Genomic DNA, 16,504 nt, shown 5'->3' with positions numbered 1-16,504 from the left:
GTCTCAGAATAAAATATCAATGTATAATTCACTTTTTTTGCCTTCCACACCGGGAGTAAAGTCAAGAGGCACCTTGGTTCCTTTCACGATTTTCCCGTTTGGGTTCAGCAGGATAAAATTCAGGGTCCAGTTGCCGGTCATGGTGTAATTCACCACCCCGTGATAGAGGCCGTCTTCTCCCCGGGTAAGATCCCGGTTATTGGGAGAGGAGTGGTTTCCCATAGAGGGCTCCGGCATGCGGGGATCGAGCTGCAACGTGTAACCGCTTACTTCGGTAAAGGCCTCCTGAAGGAGTCCGGCAAAATTCCCGGTGGGTTGTGCCGGGGGGCTGACCGACCGGTAAATTCCGGCTACCAGTTCGTTTTCGGCCACCTTTGGCTTCTGCGGTGATACCAGGGCAATGATGTACTGCCCCTCATCGTTCCCGGCAAAGGTGATCATATTCAGGTTTTTATTGGTCTGCTGCTGAACAGAAACAGGCTGCTTCACCGTATGTACCTGTCCGTTAATGGTGAAGTTGATGTAAAGCTCCCAGTTTTCAGTAGCGCTGCTTTCGCGGGTAAATACGGCATAGCCTGAAAAATAGTTTTCATCCGGGATATAGGCCAGATCGTACCGGTGTGGGCATGAGGTTTGGCCGCCGTCAGCGGTGTTCGTAACCGGCAGAAATGTTACGCCCGAAACATTCTCTTTTCCACCGGTACGGCTGTTAGTCACCTTCAGGCGGATTTCGTTATACCCTTTGTACAGCGTTCCGTTCAATGCCGAAAGGGTGATTGTATAATCATCGCTGCGGATGACCGCTACTTCTTTGAATTCGTTATGTTCGGTAACAACAGTGCTTATTTCCGCCAGGTAGTCTGTTTTATCCAGCGTACAGGAGGCCGCCGCAAAGCATAGTGCGGCCGGTAAAAATACTTTTTTCATTATTATTGATTAAACAATGGATCATCAGCTCTTCTACGCTGAAGAGCATCCTTATACAATTCTGTTCTGAATCGGATACCGTATTACATCCTGCTTCACTTCCTTTTCTTTTCAAAGGGGAAGTTCTTCCCGGTAATTACACGACGTAAAAACCAGGTACAGGAAATAACAGGTATGGAGCAGCCGCAGGCAAAGAATCAGAATATACGCCAATCCCACATGATAAATTCTGTTAGGATCATGCATAGCATACTTTGCTTCGCTTACCGCATAATAAGAAGATGATTAAGCCCGGTGTATCTCCGGTGGCTTTACCGGTTTGAAAATGTAGATGAATGAATACGGAAGATCATAGTAAGAAGGCAGGTTTGACTTTGCCGCCGGTAAAAGAAGGTTATTATCTGAGAAACGGATCGGGTTGACGGGCGAAAAATAAACGATCTCTAATTGTAGCTGCTTCAGGATATCGTTTGCTCTTTTTTCATTTTGCTCCCGCTGCATTTGGGCCAGTTTACACTTCCCGTTACAGTTTAATTGCGGCCGGTCTTTGTTTACACAGAACATCTCAACAAAAGAAGCCCTGTTGTACTCATAAATAGTATAAAGAATAGTATTCTTCATCATACCGGTGAGCACCAGGCACATAACCAGGGTTTTTACTATTTTTGACAATAGTTTCAAGAAAAAAGGCTACAACTTTTGGCGAAGTTACAAAAAATATTTTCACTGCCGGCCGAATATGCTTATATATTCGTAGATATCGGGAGGTTGCCAAAATATACAACCGGGAAATAGAAGATATCAGCAGATTCATAGAATCTTATACGTCCGGCACTGTGCCGGAGAACATTTTGCACTTCCCTGATTCTAAAACATGGGTCCTAGCGGACTTGTCAGCCCGGCTCTCAGAATAATGAATACCCAAATATGACCGAGAAAGTCTTATAGTCTGAATTCCAGACAGGATAACGTCCTAAGAGCTCCCTCTCCGTTTGGTACCTCACCTCCACACTATACTTATCATTAAGTTTGTATCCCGCTCCAAATGCCGGGTTATTTCTACTATCAATTTTAAAAAAGTTGAGCGTGGAATTATCTGCCCTTTTGTACTCTACAAATGATTTCGAGGGTAAGTCCAATATAAAAATCAGGAAAGACGCATTGATAAATATTTTCGAATTATGGTTGAGAAAAAAATAGTGCCTTAAGCTCACCGGAAATTCAATAGCATTGTAATCTGCAGTAGCTATTAATTTCCATCCGGATACATTATTGGTGGTTTTTGTTTTCCTGGACTTAAAATTCTGATAAGTAGGTTCGATAGCTATCGCCCATTTGTTTCTGTTAAAAGGTAAAATTACTTCAGCCTCTAATCCGAATCCAAAATGTTCATTATACCCGAAATCAACATCCCGCTGATCAAGAACAGTATTTCGAATGGTTAATGAAGAGCTGTTTAAGCGGGGCCGCAGCGTCAGGTTAAATAAATCCTGTCGGGGCTCAAAATGAATAACGTCTTTTTGATGGCATTTGCTGTATTCCGTAAAGAAACGTACCAAATCTCTTTTATTATACTCCAGGCTTTCAATTTTACTCCTGGTAAGGTCAGGGCATTTCAAGTCAGTCCATAGTTGCTGTCTGAATTTGTAGTTGTTCCCGATATTCCCTTCCTCCGTTCTGTATCTTTTAAAAACTAAGGGTTCAATACCAGAATTTCCCTTACTGTAAAAGTATACTCTTAAATTACCGTTGATATATTCATATAAATTTGATTCCCCCTCAACCAATACTTTTAAAAAAAGCTCCTCTTTAGTAATTACCGGATTTCTATTCCTGTCCAGATTATTGATGCTCTCCCCTGACCGGTCAATGTTGACCGTATCGCGGATATATTTTGAAATACTGTAAATACCAAATTCTTTTACCGATCTTATGGTTGCTTTTTGAGGCACATCGTTTTTTGACAGAACATATTCAAACTCCGTGGGATTGTTCTTCCAATCTATATTCCTAATTAAGCAATCAACCTGTTGGTTTGCATTGTCAATGTAGTATCCTTTTTCAAAAGAAATCTGGGAATAGCCTTTATAACTTAAAATTACAGCTAAAGAAATGAGTAGTTGTTTCTTCATCTATGGTGAATGGTTTGTAGTTGAGTTAATACCTTATATCATTAGTGTCCACTAAAAAAATAAAATAAGTTCTTTGACATCTTGATAATCTGATTGTTGTGATGCTTTTTTAGGCGTGACGATTTGAAATTGCTTAGGTTACCGCAAAAAGCGGTTTAGATGAATCACGGCAAGTATGTTTTCGCCCAATTAACAGAATTTCTTCCACGACGAGTGTTTGATGCAATCGTTCAGAAACACGGAGGGAACAAATATGTAAAGCATTTCACTTGTTGGAATCAACTTCTGTGTATGATGTTCGGTCAGCTTTCCAATCGGGATAGTTTACGTGACCTAATGCTTGTGTTGGATGCGCACAGTAGTAAATCTTACCACCTGGGTTTAGGCAAACAGGTCACACGCAGCAACCTGGCCAAAGCAAATTCAAACCGACCAAGTGTGATATTTGAGGAGTTTGCCTATCACATGATTGAGGTGGCCAGGTCTAAGAGTGAGAACGTAGATCTTGGCATAGATTCACAGGTTTACCTATTTGATTCCACGACCATTGATCTTTGCCTCAGTGTGTCCTGGTGGGCCACGTTCAGGAAGAATAAAGGAGGAATCAAATGCATACCCTTTACGATGCCAACAGCCGTATACCCGCCTTTATGCACATTACAGCTGCTACCTTGCACGATGTCAACGCAATGGATCAACTCAGGTATGAGTCTGATGCCTTCTATATTTTTGATCGTGCGTATCTGGATTACACAGGGTTGTACAGGTTACACAATACCGGAGCATATTTTGTTATCCGCGCTAAATCAAACTATAAATTCAGGCGTATGTATTCCTGGAAATCTGACAAAGAAAACGGAGTTCTATGTGACCAGATTGGTAAACTCACCGGTTATTATACCTCTCGGGATTACCCCGGGAAAATAAGGAAGGTAAAATTCCATGATGATGAATCCGGAAGGAGTTTTATCTTCCTGACCAACAATATGGAAATCGCTGCCATAGATATTGCCAGGCTCTACAAACACCGATGGGCCACCGAGCTATTCTTTAAGTGGGTTAAACAGCACCTGAAAATAAAATCATTCTGGGGTACAACCGAAAATGCTGTACGTATACAGATATATGCAGCCATAACTGCTTACTGTCTGGTCTCCATCATTACCGAAGACCTAAAAACAGGACTGCAACCCTACGAAATATTACAGGTGTTAGGTATATCACTACTTGACAAAACCCCTGTAAATGAGCTTCTTAAAAAATCAAATTATCAAAATGTCAAAGAACAAATCGTTAACCAGCTGTCTCTCAGATTATTTTAAGTGGACAGCAATGGATTAGTGTTTGTTGTAAAGTTCCAAAAGCTAATTTTTCGTCTTGTCCAAAAGCCAAGTTTTTCATACAAGTTTATTGCACCAATATTTGTGTCTGCAACGTGCAAATATGGAATTTTGTTTTCGTTAAATATCTTGTTACTTGTAAAAACCAACAACTGTTTGGCGTAACCTTTTCCTGTATGTTCTGGGTGTGTAAGTACTGCACTTACTTCTGTGTATTTGTTCATTTTCATACGTTCGCCCTTAACTGCAATTAACTTGTCATCTTTGTATATGCCGTAGTAATTTCTGAAGTCTGATTTTTGAAGTAACCGGGCTGAACTATATTTACAAGTTCAAACAAGTTAGTTTTATGAAGTTTCGTTTCAAGTTTTGTTATGTTTTCGGAAATTGAAAAGTCAATTTGTTTGTCAAGTAACATTTGATTACAAATCAACTCTTTTTTCAGTTGCACTTTATCGTCAAAAATTGGTTTAAGCTTTGTAGCGATATTCTTAGAAATGTAACATTACACTGTTTGCATTTGAAACATTGCTTTCTGTTACCTGTGTATCCGTATTTAATCAATTGGCTGTAACAATTCCGACAGTGCTTTATATCACCAACACATTTGATACAAATGTAACTCATTTATTCTTTTCGCCTGATTTAAGGCATCAAAAATAAAGAAAGCACCCGGAGGTTGCCTTAATTTTTTATATTTTCAAACTAGAATCGGGCTTGCAGGCCAATCTGAAGCGTTAGCAACACCTCTGATACATTACCCAAATAGTATTTTAGTATCCCAAAAAAAGTAAAACGGTTGTAAAATTTATCTACAACCGTTTTATGGATTAATCCATATTTAGGAATGTTCGTTGATATTTATTTCAAAGAGTAGAGTTGGTTAAATAATAGCCTGAAAGTGCCATGCGGTTGAGCACGGAAAGTGATTTCCGGGCCAAATGCATATAGTTTGCCATTACCAACCTTAGCCCAAAACGCAGTAACACCGTCTTGCAAATATTCCTGTCCCCAGGCCCATCCGCTACGAAGTGGTTTAGCGGTGTCAAACCAGGTAATCGGTTTTAATGTTCCTTTCGCAATTGCATCCGGTGCCAGTTTGAATACAGGGCTATTACTGAAGTATATATCTGCTTTAGATTTCATGCCCCATGCGGCAGCGTCAGTAGAATCGAAACTGGCCTCAAGAATACTGCCCGGTACGTAGTATTTTTCGTTGGGAAGGCGTTGTTCTTTGCCATTGTTCAACTCGGTAACTGCATTGCGTACGGGAAGATTCAGATGATACGCTAATGCAGTACTGCTGCCGATGGCTACTACATTGCCACCTTCGTCCATAAATTTTTTAAGCTCGGGGATCGATTTGGCAGGTGTTATTCTTCCAATTTGATTTTTAAATTCAGTTGGAAGATTGTCTATATTAGGGATCGAGCCAGATCTTCCTCCGCCGGGTGCATCTGTAGCCACAAAAGCGGGTATTGCACCACCCACGAATATAATTACATCATACTTAGAGCGTAAGTCGCCAGCATCAATATCCGGTGCATAAACAAGTTTAGCATCAAAATGGTATTGTTCCATCAGCCAGCGAATCCAACCGGAAGGCATAGAGCCGCCATATGTGTCCCAAAGTGCGATTCGGGCAGGAGCTACTTTTTGCAATCCGCCAGGTCGTTTATTTGCACCTGTTACCTGCAAACCAAAATCGTTAACTACTTCTTCTAAAATGGCTTTTGCGTTTCTATTCGCAGGAATAAAAAAGTTACCTGTACTTCCACTGATGTCAGATGTTACACGATATACTTCCAGCCCTTTTTTTAGCAGATCGTTCACGGCTACAAAAGAAAAATTGTTACCCGCATGTAAAATATATCCTGCACTTGTATTACCTGCTATTTTGCCTTTTGGCGTTTGCAGTTCACCATAGGGTATACGTTCAAATGGGCCTGTGAAATCATCAAGTAGTCTTTCAAAATTCACACCCATTTGATAGGCAAGTGTCCATCCTGCAGCATCATATGGAGGAATCGGCGGGCCACCCGGATAGCGAAAATCATTTGGGTGATCTTGCGGTTCAAACATGTCTAATATATGTGGCCTGAATGCTTGTGCAGTTTTTACCACATAGGAGCCTACAGGATATTTTTTCCCGTTAACCGTAAAATCACTTGTTGCCTTATGCACTAAAATGCCGTTATGTATTAATGCATTGATGAAACGTGCTGCGGTCGCAAAATCGGTTTGATCAGCCGGTATGATGTAACCACGTGGATCTCTGAGTTTGGGGTCGGTCATTACGCTGTCATAGTATTTTACGGGCATCCCTGCAGACCTTCCGAACTGGTTAGGAGTCCTGGTTTCACCTCTTGTAGATTGGTCGTTTTTGTAGAAAGAATCAATAGCTTCCACTTTTTTGGGTGATAAACCCCAAAAATCATTACTTCCTCTTTCTATTGAGTTTTTCCCCATTTTGTAAATGTTGAACAGTAACTCGTCACTATATCGGCGTGCATACCCCAATATCGCATAATTGAGCGATACTGAATAATCGATCGATTGCCGGAAATGCCATTCACGAGGCGTTACCGGGTAGGGTGTATTGCCATCAGGAATCAATCTGCTTGTTACCAGTGGTACCTGTGCAGGGGTTGGGCTACCAATTATTTCGGTCAAAAGACCAAGCATGTTGTGAAAATAGGTTGTGGTTCTGAGGCCTCCATTATACCACGTAGAAAATACGGCACCATTACGTTGTGTATAGCCAGGTTTGTTTTCTGCATTCAGTCTATTTACCATTGCTGCACCCAACGCATCTATACCCGTCATAACCAGTGGATCAATCACATAATTAAACGGATCGCGGTATGGAGCTCCAGCCACTACAGAACCAGCAGGGCCGGTTTGGTGGTGGTTATACATTATTTGCGGAATCCATTCCACAAACAACTGCCTACCCATATTTTGTGTTTCTTTCATGTTCATCATGAAGAAATCCCGATTATTGTCGTGCCCAACATATTTCTGATAAAGACGTGGTAAATTATTTAATGTTCTTTTTTTAGGATCTGTATCACGCATATACCAATTAGATACCAGCTCCTGCCCGTCAGGGTTGGCATGTGTCAACAATATAATTACATTGTCTAGTATTGAATTTGTTTCCTGATCAGTACGGCTGGTTAGTTGCCAGGCGGTTTCAATTAATTGGTGTGGCCCAACAGTTTCCGTAGCATGTAAGCCGCCGTCAATCCATACAACAGCTTTTCCTTCTTCCGCCAGTTTTCTAGCTTCTTCGTCAGTCAAATTCTCTGCATGAGCCAGTTTCTGAGAAATCTCCTTATATCGGGCCAGATTTTTATGGTTAGCAGGAGAGGTAATAATTAACATGTACTGACTTCTGCCTTCTTCAGTCTTACCGATGTCTACCAGCTTTACTTTGTCAGAGGCGGCATCTAGTTTTTTGAAGTAAGCTTCTGTTTGCGAATAAGTAGCTAATTGGTAGTCGTCGCCAATATCAAATCCGAAATGCTCTTTAGGCGATGGAATAACCTGAGCGTTTAAAACTGTGGCAGCCAATAGCCACCACATAAGTAAAAGGTAGTTTTTTTTTCTTTGCATTGTAGGTAGTTTTATTAAAGTCGGAATTTATTAAAAAATCTGTATAGTACTGTATCAAACCCCTATTTATTAACGACAATTAACGTTAATCTATATCGATGGATACTTTTCATAAGTTGTCCAGGCATTATAGGTTTGGAGAATCTTTTACTATACATCTCCATGTAAAGGAAATGTGAAATCGAATATTTGCCCAAAAAGAGTCTGTTTACAAAAACGAACTCTTATATTATTATCTTTCGATATTCCTATAAAAGGATCTATTGAGCGATTAACCACTAACCAAAGTCTGGCTTATACTATTCTTGAAAAGAACCTGAAATTTCTTACGGACATTCCTTATATATATTCGAATTCAGATACTTTACAAAAGAGAGAATTTATAAATCTGGTGTTCGACAACAATTTGTACTATGAAAATGGCATCTATCGAACACCTGCAATGCTCAATATTTTTAATCATAACCACTTAAAAATGAGAGAGAAAGGATACTTAATTTATAAAAAAAATAGGGGAAATTCGCAATGAATTCCCCCTAAGTGACCCTACGGGGAATCGAACCCCGGTTTCATCCGTGAAAGGGACGTGTCCTAACCGCTAGACGATAGGGCCGACTGGTCCCATAAATCGAAAAATAGCGCTTGTAAACGGCCTTTTTTGCTTATGTATCAATCCCGTTTCCGAAATCGAAGTGCAAAGGTAGAAGATTTGTTTCCAGATTCCAAACGGTAAAGAAAAAATTGAGAAAAAAATTTACCTGACCCTCCGGCTTTGACGAAGCTTTTTATTTACCGCACCGGTATTCCGTTTTTCCGGCACATTATTGTAACACTTTCTCAGAATTTTACCCTATTTTAGGGGTGACCTTAGATACATTACCCATGAACAAAGAACTTCGTTCCCGCGGATGGTTCGGGAAACGCGATAAAGACGGCATCATTTACCGGAGCTGGATGAAAAACCAGGGCATGCCTACCGATATGTTTGACGGCCGCCCGGTCATTGGCATCTGCAATACGTTCAGTGAGCTGACCCCCTGCAACGCCCATTTCAACGACCTCGCTGAACGGGTAAAACGCGGCGTACTGGAAGCCGGGGGCTTCCCGGTAGAGTTCCCGGTCATGAGTCTCGGCGAAACCCTGCTGAAACCTACCGCCATGCTCTTCCGGAACCTGGCCAGCATGGATGCCGAAGAGTCGATCCGCGGAAACCCCATTGACGGCGTGGTGCTGCTCACCGGCTGCGACAAAACCACGCCTTCTACCGTGATGGGTGCCGCCAGCGTAGGCCTGCCCACCATTGTAGTACCCGGCGGACCCATGCTGAACGGCCACTATAAAGGCCAGACCATCGGGTCAGGTACCCATGTATGGAAGTTTGACGAAGACATGAAAACCGGCCGCATGACCCAGGAAGAATGCGAGTTTGCCGAAAGCTGCATGAGCCGGAGCATAGGCCATTGCATGACCATGGGTACGGCCTCTACCATGGCCTGTATGGTAGAATCATTGGGGCTGACGCTCTCCGGTGCGGCGGCCATTCCGGCAGCCGACTCGCGCAAACGGGTGCTGGCCCAGCTTAGCGGGCGGCGTATTGTTGAAATGGTGCGGGAAGACCTCACCATCGACAAGATTCTGACCCGGGAAGCTTTTGAAAATGCTATCAAAGTAAACGCGGCGGTAGGCGGGTCATCTAACCTCATCATTCACCTGCTGGCTATTGCCGGACGCATCGGTGTTGACCTCCGCCTCGAAGATTTTGACCGTCTGGGCAGCAGCATTCCTCTCCTGGTCAACCTTATGCCCTCCGGGAAATACCTCATGGAAGACTTCTATTACGCCGGTGGCCTGCCCGTGGTACTCGACCAGCTCAGGGCCGAGCTACACGAGAACGTAGTGACCGTCACCGGCAAAAACCACCATGAAAACATCGGCCTCAAACAGGAATGCTACAATACGGAGGTCATTGCTCCCCGGTCTGCTCCGCTCCAGGCTGAAGCCGGCATTGTGGTGGTAAAAGGAAACCTCGCCGAAAACGGTGCCGTGCTCAAGCCATCTGCCGCCACTCCGGCACTCATGAAGCATACCGGCCGGGCCGTGGTATTTGAGAGCATAGAAGATTATCATAAGCGTATTGATGACCCCGACCTCGATATTGACGAAAACTGTGTAATGGTATTGAAGTACGTAGGGCCCGTAGGGTATCCCGGTATGCCGGAGGTAGGCAATATGGCCCTACCCAAAAAGCTGTTGCAAAAAGGAATAACAGACATGGTACGTATCTCTGACGGGCGCATGAGCGGTACCGCATACGGCACGGTAGTGCTGCACGTGTCGCCCGAGTCAGCCATTGGCGGCACCCTGGCGCTGGTACAAAACGGTGACCTCATCCGGCTTGATGTAGAGAACCGCCTGCTGCAGCTGCTGGTTCCGGATGACGAGCTGGAACAGCGCCGCGCCTCCTGGCAGACCCCGGCTCCTGCTGCTACCCGGGGGTATGTCAGCATGTACATACAGCATGTGATGGGTGCTGATCAGGGAGCCGACCTCGATTTTCTGCGGGGAAGCTCCGGCAGTGTGGTCACCCGGGATTCGCACTGATCCGGGTTGTCAGCGTATGTCCCGGGAGGTTCATCCCAACCGGGCCTACCGGAGCGGCACAATTGCCGGTGCTGAAATATCAAAGTCCTGCAGCTGCAGGCTGGTAGCACCCGATACTCCCAGGCGGAAGGGGCTGGAGAGTGCCGGCACGTTGGGATAGTACGACAACCGGAACTCAATCGTATTAAACGTCAGGTGCTCGTTTCGCAGGCGGACACCCAGTCCGAAGCCGCTGTAGAGGCGGTTGCGCCACAGGCTGCCCTCGTCAGCAATCAGCCCCAGGTCAATATAGGCAAAATGCGCCCCGCGGAAACCCAGGAAGCTGCCGGGAGAAAACAGCACGGTTTCCATACCCAGGTTCAGCCGCTTTTTGCCGATCAGCCTGTCTGACCTAATACCCCTCAGTCCGTATTCATCGGTGAGGTTAATGTATTCCAAAGGGTCACGGTTAAAGCCGCGGGTATAACGAAGGTTGACAAACTGCCGCACCTGGCTCAGCCCCAGGCGCATAAGCGGTGTAAAATAATTGATCGTAACATTGAGTACTCCCTGGTGCGGATCACCGCTCTTGATATAGCTGCCCATGTCGGCCAGCCCGTACAGGTAACCGTACCTGCCGGGCAGGTATCCGCCCTTGGAAAAGCGCAACCCCGCGTAGGCCCTGCTCCCGAATTCGGTATTGCTCCGACCCGTGGTGACACTCACCAGGCTGCCTATAGGTACGTCTTCCGTTCGGCCAAAACCAAAGATCAGGAGGTCGCGCCGGTAGTTCCGGTTAGAAAAGCCCACGCTGAAAAGCAGGTTACTCTGGTTCCAGTAGGCCCGGTTGCTGTCGGCCGAAACCACCGGCCTGTCCAGGTAGCTGTAGCTGTAAAAGCGGGAAGCCACCACCAGCCGCTTCGTCTGGTTTCCCGCCGAATGTCCCAGCCGGAATGCCCGGCCCGCCCACAGGTCAAGATACGCATTCTGCACAGGAAACATTAAGGTGGAATCCAGGTTATCGGTTTCTTTTTTGTACTCCCGCACATTCTTAAGTCCCATTTCAAAAGCTCCTGCATAACGGGTTTCTACCGATAAAAACGGCCTTTCAAATTTTATAAACTGCTGCTTCAGGTCTCTTTCCCAGATAAAGCCGGCCTGTCCGCTCACAAAGCTTCGTTTAATATAAGGAATGGTATACAGCGTTCGAAAGCCCAGCTTCTGCAGGGTATCTTCACCCCGCCAGCGGAATACATTGGTACTGGAGTGGGTCCAGCCCTTAACATTGTGATTGGTAAAGCCCGCCTTGAAATTATGAAACCCGCTGAAGCTGCCTTCCGGTATAACCGGCCAGACATCCTGCACCAGCACCTCCACATCTACCTCCCCGTCACTTACCGGCTGTACCAGGATACGCGCATCCAGCAAAACATTACTCTGGCGTAAAATACGTTCATTTTCTTTAAACAGCAGGGGATCTACGCTGTCTCCTTCCCTGAAAAGCAACATAGATCGCCGGATGGCCTTCTCCTGCGTATTGATATGTACCTTTTCACTGACAAAACGCTGAAGGCGGTTCCCCTTACGGGTGGTATCGTATACCGAAGCCCCCATTACATCCAGCTGGTGAACGGTGATGTTCCTGATTATTCTGCCCTTGTACTCCGCAAACGGGTTGACCTCCACCTCGGTCACCTCCGCTCCTATGGTTTTCTTCTGGTTATACACATCCCGGAAAAACAGGCGGTAAATTTCACGGGTAAACTTCCGCTTGTACATTCTCTCTTTAATGGCCGTATAACGGATGCTGTCTTTCTGGGCCCGGCTAAGGTCATGCACCTCCTGCCCGAAAAGGCCGGTGGTAACCAGGCATAAAACCAGAAGAAACAGTATTTTTATCATTCAGAAAACAGGTATAACGCTCGTTTATACTACAATAATACGTCTCAAAGACCAACCCCTATCCGGTTTTATCACTTTTTTAAGCGGTTGCAGCAATATATGATTTTTCTCATACTACAGTATGAGCACCACCTTACCGCACAACAAAATAAATAAAGACATTTGTATCCTCAATTATATCGTTGCAAAACACATTGATCCGGTTATCTAAAATAGTTACAACCCTCCTGGTTTCCCTGATGCTGCTCTGCCTGATGAAGAACAGCATCCTGTATGCCGTTTACGGGTTTGACCGGGAGGTTTTTATCGAGCTCTTCTGTATCAACAAAAACCGGCCCGACCTGCATTGCGACGGAAAATGCGAGCTTTCAAAGCTATTCCGGGAAAAGCAGAAAGAAAACGCCTCCAGGATCCTGGTGCAGCTGCAGCTGGAAAACCAGTATTTTTCTCCTTCCTTCACGTTTGACTTCGGAGTCTCCGGCGTAATCAGCCAGCCTGAAAATGCACCCGCAATAAGCCCATCTGACGCTTACTCTTTTGACTTCATAGAGAAAAACCACAAGCCGCCCCGGGTTGTTTAGTACTTTTTGTGATTTCCCGGTTCCGTATTTATGCTTTTAAATACGCAGCCACTTTATGTACTTAAACAATCGTTCCAAATGAAAAAATATATGATTTATACGGTACTGGCCGGCTTTCTGTTGACCGCCTGTACCCGTGAAGAAGTGATGCCCGATCCGCTGGAAAGCCTGAACCTGGCAGCCACCTTTCAAAATAGCACCCACAAAATAGCACTTTATACGCCTAACGGCCGGTTTCAAACGGGTTATAACCCGGTAACGCTGAAAATTACAGACCAGGGCGGGAACACCGTAGAAAATGCGGCGATAAGCTGGAGCCCCCTGATGCATATGGAGAGCATGACCCACGGGTGTCCGGCATCGGCTGTTTCACCGGCGCAGAACGGGGTTTACCGGGGCTACCTGGTATTCCAGATGGCCTCCAATACCCTGGAGTACTGGGAGCTGACCCTGAACTATACGGTCAGCGGGCGGGAGTATACCCTAACCGAAAAAATCCCGGTCAGCGAATCCGAAAAACGGGTGGTGCAGTCGTTCCAGGGCACTGACGGGAACCGGTACCTGGTTGCCCTTACAGAGCCTGCCGCACCCAAGGTAGGTGTAAATATCGTGAAAGCCCTTATCTACCGCATGGAAGGCATGATGAAATTTACACCGGTAAAGGGTTACCGCCTGAAAACAGATCCCCGCATGCCGGGCATGGGCAATCATTCATCTCCTAACAACACCGACCTGACCGACAATGCCACGGAGTTTTACGAAGGCAGGCTCAGCCTCACCATGACCGGCTACTGGAAGATCAACCTGCAGCTGGCAGATCCGGAGGGCCGGATCCTGAAAGGAGAAGCGGTCTCTGAAAGTCGTGAGGCCAGCAGTATTTTCTTTGAAATAGAATTTTAACATGATACGATACCTGCTCCTGTTTCTATTTCCTGTTGCGGCTTTGGCCCAGAAAGACTCGCTGGCTCCCGTATCGCTGAGCGAAGTGGTGGTGATCAGCCAGAAATCTCCTCTTCACAAAGCCACGAAAACCCTGGGAAGCGTAGACGACTACCTCCGGGGAGCCGGCCCGGTAGATATGATCCGCCGGGGAAACTACGCCTGGGAGCCGCTGATCAACGGAATGAGCTCCGAAAGAAGCGTGGTTACGCTCGACGGTATGCGCATTTACGGCGCCTGTACCGACAAAATGGACCCCGTAACTTCGTATGTGGAAATCACTAACCTGGCCCGGGCCACCGTGCACAGCGGGCAGTCGGGCTCCTCGGGCGGAGCCACCATAGCAGGAAGCATAGACCTTTCCCGGCGAAAAACCGGGTTCGGGGAAACCCAAACCGGGGGAATGGCCTTTGCGGGTTTCGAGGTCAACAACCGCCAGAAAATCGGCGGATTCAGCCTGTTCCATACCCGTGAAAAATTCTTTGCAGATGCCGATGTAACCGTCCGGGACGCAGAAAATTACCGGGCAGGCGGCCACCGCGAAATTGAATTCTCTCCGTTTACCAAATACAACGTATCAGTTATCAGCGGCTGGAAGCCGGCAGCACACCGCGAGCTCGAAGCCTCGCTGATTTACGACAAGGCCGTACACGTAGGTTACCCGGCATTGCCCATGGACGTGGGCCGGGCCGAAGCGCTGATCGGCTCGGTAGAATACATCCTGCACCACCTGTCTGAATCGGTTCACGCGTGGAAAACCAAGCTTTATCATAACCGTATAACCCATGTTATGGACGACACCCGGCGGCCCGATGTGCCCATACGGATGGATATGCCCGGATGGACACAAACCACCGGTTTCTATTCCCTGCTGGAAGGAGCCTCCCGCCTGCATTCCTGGAAAATGAACTTCAGCGGCCACACCAGCCATTCCCTGGCCGAGATGACCATGTTTTCCGGCACGCCCGGCGAGAAAGATATGTTCATGCTGACCTGGCCGGGAGTCAGCACGCATTACTTCGACTTCTACCGGGAAGACCTTTTCCCGTTGTCTGAGAAGATCACTGCTGCCCTTAACTTCGGGCTGGCGGCGCACCGTAACCAGGTGGGGAACGACTTCGGCCTGGAAAGTCTTCGTATATTTTACCCCGGTATGAACAAAACCAGGACCCGCCTGTTGAAACGGGCGTCCTCATCTGTGCAATGGCGCAATAACCTGCTGAACCTGAACGTGGGCCTGGCTTACGGCGAGCGGGCACCCGGTGTATCGGAGGGTTACGGGTTTTACCTGTTCAACAGCTTTGACCGCTTCGACTACATCGGGAACCCTCACCTGAAGAATGAAAAATCAATAGAAGGGAACATAGCAGCCGCATTCAAAAGGAAAAACTTTTCCGTGAAGCTGTCCGGTGCTTACTTTCACCTCCGCGATTATATCATCGGAAGGCCCGACACCACGCTCAGCACCATGACCATCGGCGCATCAGGGGTAAAGATCTATGAGCAATTGCCCTATGCCGGGATCTTGACCACTAACCTTGAAACCGCTTATAGTTTCACATCGCAATGGGCCTGGCGGGGACGCTTATCGTACCAGCGCGGAACCGGCAAAGGTGCCGGCAACCTGCCCCTCATGCAGCCGCTGACCTACGTTTCAGGCCTGACATTCACTACCGGCCGGTACTCGGCTGAGCTGACCCTGAACGGCGCAGCGCGGCAAAATCATTTCAGTCCCGGCTTCGGAGAAACCCCTGCTGCTTCCTATCACGTGGTAAACCTGTCAGGAACCGCTAAATCCGGCGCTTTCCTGCTGAAAGCCGGGGTAGAGAATATAGCAGACACCTATTACAGCACCTATACCGACTGGAACCGTATTCCCCGTATGGGCCGGAATGTTTTTTTTAACGTGATCCGGAGTTTTTAACAACAGGTATCGGGCATTTTCAGTATTTTCAGGGCCGAAAATATACCCTTATGCTGCTGTTCTTCGTTATTATTTACCTGCTGGCCACCATGGCTGTGGGGCTGTATGCCTCCCGGTGGGTGAAAACAGCAGGCGATTTTGCCGTAGCCGGCAGAAAGCTACCGGTTTTTGTGGTCACCAGCGGGCTTTTTGCTACCTGGTTCGGTTCTGAAACCATTATGGGAGCCTCTTCTGAATTTATAGAGAAGGGTATTCCGGGCGTCATTGAAGATCCTTTCGGGGCATCGCTGTGCCTGCTGCTGATCGGCCTTTTCTATGCAAAACCCCTGTACAAGCTTAACCTGCTTACCTTCAGCGACTATTTCCGGATCCGGTTTGGCAAATCTGCAGAGTGGGTGTCGGCCGTTTTTATGATCCCCTCCTACTTCAGCTGGATAGGGATATTCAGTAAATAGAATTGAAATCGGTTGTTGAATAATTTTTTGACAGCCGATTTTGTTTTTTTAAAGAAATGCTAGCCAGAGATTTTGCTGATGGGATACTATGTTGTTGTCAAGGGCC

11 protein-coding genes, 1 tRNA gene and 2 pseudogenes are annotated in these 16,504 nt (G+C 46.5%); 7 read left to right on the top strand and 7 right to left on the bottom strand.

Annotated features, from left to right (window positions below):
• Positions 1-3 precede the first annotated feature (3 nt).
• The 3 genes from AB2U10_RS18255 to AB2U10_RS18245 all read right to left on the bottom strand — a co-directional run bounded on the left by AB2U10_RS18255 (position 4) and on the right by AB2U10_RS18245 (position 3,059).
• Entirely contained in the window at positions 4-927 is a 924-nt protein-coding gene (locus AB2U10_RS18255; protein ID WP_367916485.1) for a hypothetical protein, read from the bottom strand.
• Positions 928-1,212: 285 nt separating this feature from the next.
• Positions 1,213-1,599, bottom strand: a complete 387-nt coding sequence (locus tag AB2U10_RS18250) for a hypothetical protein (protein ID WP_367916484.1) — start codon at positions 1,597-1,599, stop codon at positions 1,213-1,215.
• A gap of 233 nt (positions 1,600-1,832) precedes the next feature.
• Positions 1,833-3,059, bottom strand: coding sequence for a tRNA modification GTPase (locus AB2U10_RS18245; RefSeq protein ID WP_367916483.1), 1,227 nt, complete (start codon positions 3,057-3,059; stop codon positions 1,833-1,835).
• 159 nt (positions 3,060-3,218) lie between these two features.
• On the opposite strand from AB2U10_RS18245, the pseudogene AB2U10_RS18240 reads away from it, so the two are divergent.
• Positions 3,219-3,431: pseudogene (locus AB2U10_RS18240) on the top strand (DUF4372 domain-containing protein); the annotation flags it as partial.
• 236 nt (positions 3,432-3,667) lie between these two features.
• A complete protein-coding gene (locus AB2U10_RS18235) occupies positions 3,668-4,381 on the top strand; it encodes an IS4 family transposase (protein ID WP_367916482.1) in 714 nt (237 codons plus the stop codon).
• On the opposite strand, the pseudogene AB2U10_RS18230 reads toward AB2U10_RS18235, so the two are convergent.
• The 3 genes and pseudogenes from AB2U10_RS18230 to AB2U10_RS18220 form a co-directional block, all read right to left on the bottom strand.
• Positions 4,378-4,680: pseudogene (locus AB2U10_RS18230) on the bottom strand (GNAT family N-acetyltransferase); the annotation flags it as partial. The gene AB2U10_RS18235 and the pseudogene AB2U10_RS18230 overlap by 4 nt on opposite strands.
• Before the next feature lie 580 nt (positions 4,681-5,260).
• A complete protein-coding gene (locus AB2U10_RS18225) occupies positions 5,261-8,017 on the bottom strand; it encodes a M14 family metallopeptidase (RefSeq protein WP_493820760.1) in 2,757 nt (918 codons plus the stop codon).
• Between the two features lie 541 nt (positions 8,018-8,558).
• A tRNA-Glu gene (locus AB2U10_RS18220) sits at positions 8,559-8,630 on the bottom strand.
• A 269-nt stretch (positions 8,631-8,899) separates the two neighbouring features.
• Between AB2U10_RS18220 and AB2U10_RS18215 the strand changes: the two genes are divergently transcribed.
• Positions 8,900-10,618 (top strand): IlvD/Edd family dehydratase, encoded by a 1,719-nt coding sequence (locus tag AB2U10_RS18215; protein ID WP_367916481.1) that lies wholly within the window; start codon positions 8,900-8,902, stop codon positions 10,616-10,618.
• Between the two features lie 45 nt (positions 10,619-10,663).
• Here the strand turns inward: AB2U10_RS18215 and AB2U10_RS18210 are convergent, their stop codons facing one another.
• Positions 10,664-12,499 carry a BamA/TamA family outer membrane protein gene (locus tag AB2U10_RS18210; RefSeq protein WP_367916480.1) on the bottom strand — a complete coding sequence of 612 codons (1,836 nt, stop codon included), beginning with the start codon at positions 12,497-12,499 and terminating at the stop codon, positions 10,664-10,666.
• A gap of 194 nt (positions 12,500-12,693) precedes the next feature.
• Here AB2U10_RS18210 and AB2U10_RS18205 point away from each other — a divergent pair, with 194 nt between their 5' ends.
• The 4 genes from AB2U10_RS18205 (at position 12,694) to AB2U10_RS18190 (ending at position 16,398) form a co-directional block, all read left to right on the top strand.
• The gene (locus AB2U10_RS18205; protein WP_367916479.1) at positions 12,694-13,080 is read left to right on the top strand and encodes a hypothetical protein; all 387 of its coding nucleotides are present in this window, start codon (positions 12,694-12,696) and stop codon (positions 13,078-13,080) included.
• A 78-nt stretch (positions 13,081-13,158) separates the two neighbouring features.
• Positions 13,159-13,980, top strand: a complete 822-nt coding sequence (locus tag AB2U10_RS18200; protein ID WP_367916478.1) for a hypothetical protein — start codon at positions 13,159-13,161, stop codon at positions 13,978-13,980.
• 1 nt (position 13,981) lies between these two features.
• Positions 13,982-15,943, top strand: coding sequence for a TonB-dependent receptor plug domain-containing protein (locus tag AB2U10_RS18195; RefSeq protein WP_367916477.1), 1,962 nt, complete (start codon positions 13,982-13,984; stop codon positions 15,941-15,943).
• A 50-nt stretch (positions 15,944-15,993) separates the two neighbouring features.
• Complete coding sequence (locus tag AB2U10_RS18190) at positions 15,994-16,398, top strand: sodium:solute symporter family transporter (RefSeq protein ID WP_367916476.1); 405 nt, start codon at positions 15,994-15,996, stop codon at positions 16,396-16,398.
• Positions 16,399-16,504 lie beyond the last annotated feature (106 nt).

The sequence above is a fragment of the Leadbetterella sp. DM7 genome (assembly GCF_040829825.2).
Classification (GTDB): Bacteria; Bacteroidota; Bacteroidia; order Cytophagales; family Spirosomataceae; genus Leadbetterella.
The sequence above is the reverse complement of the archived record's forward strand: the minus strand, read 5'-3'. Positions and strand labels throughout refer to the sequence as shown.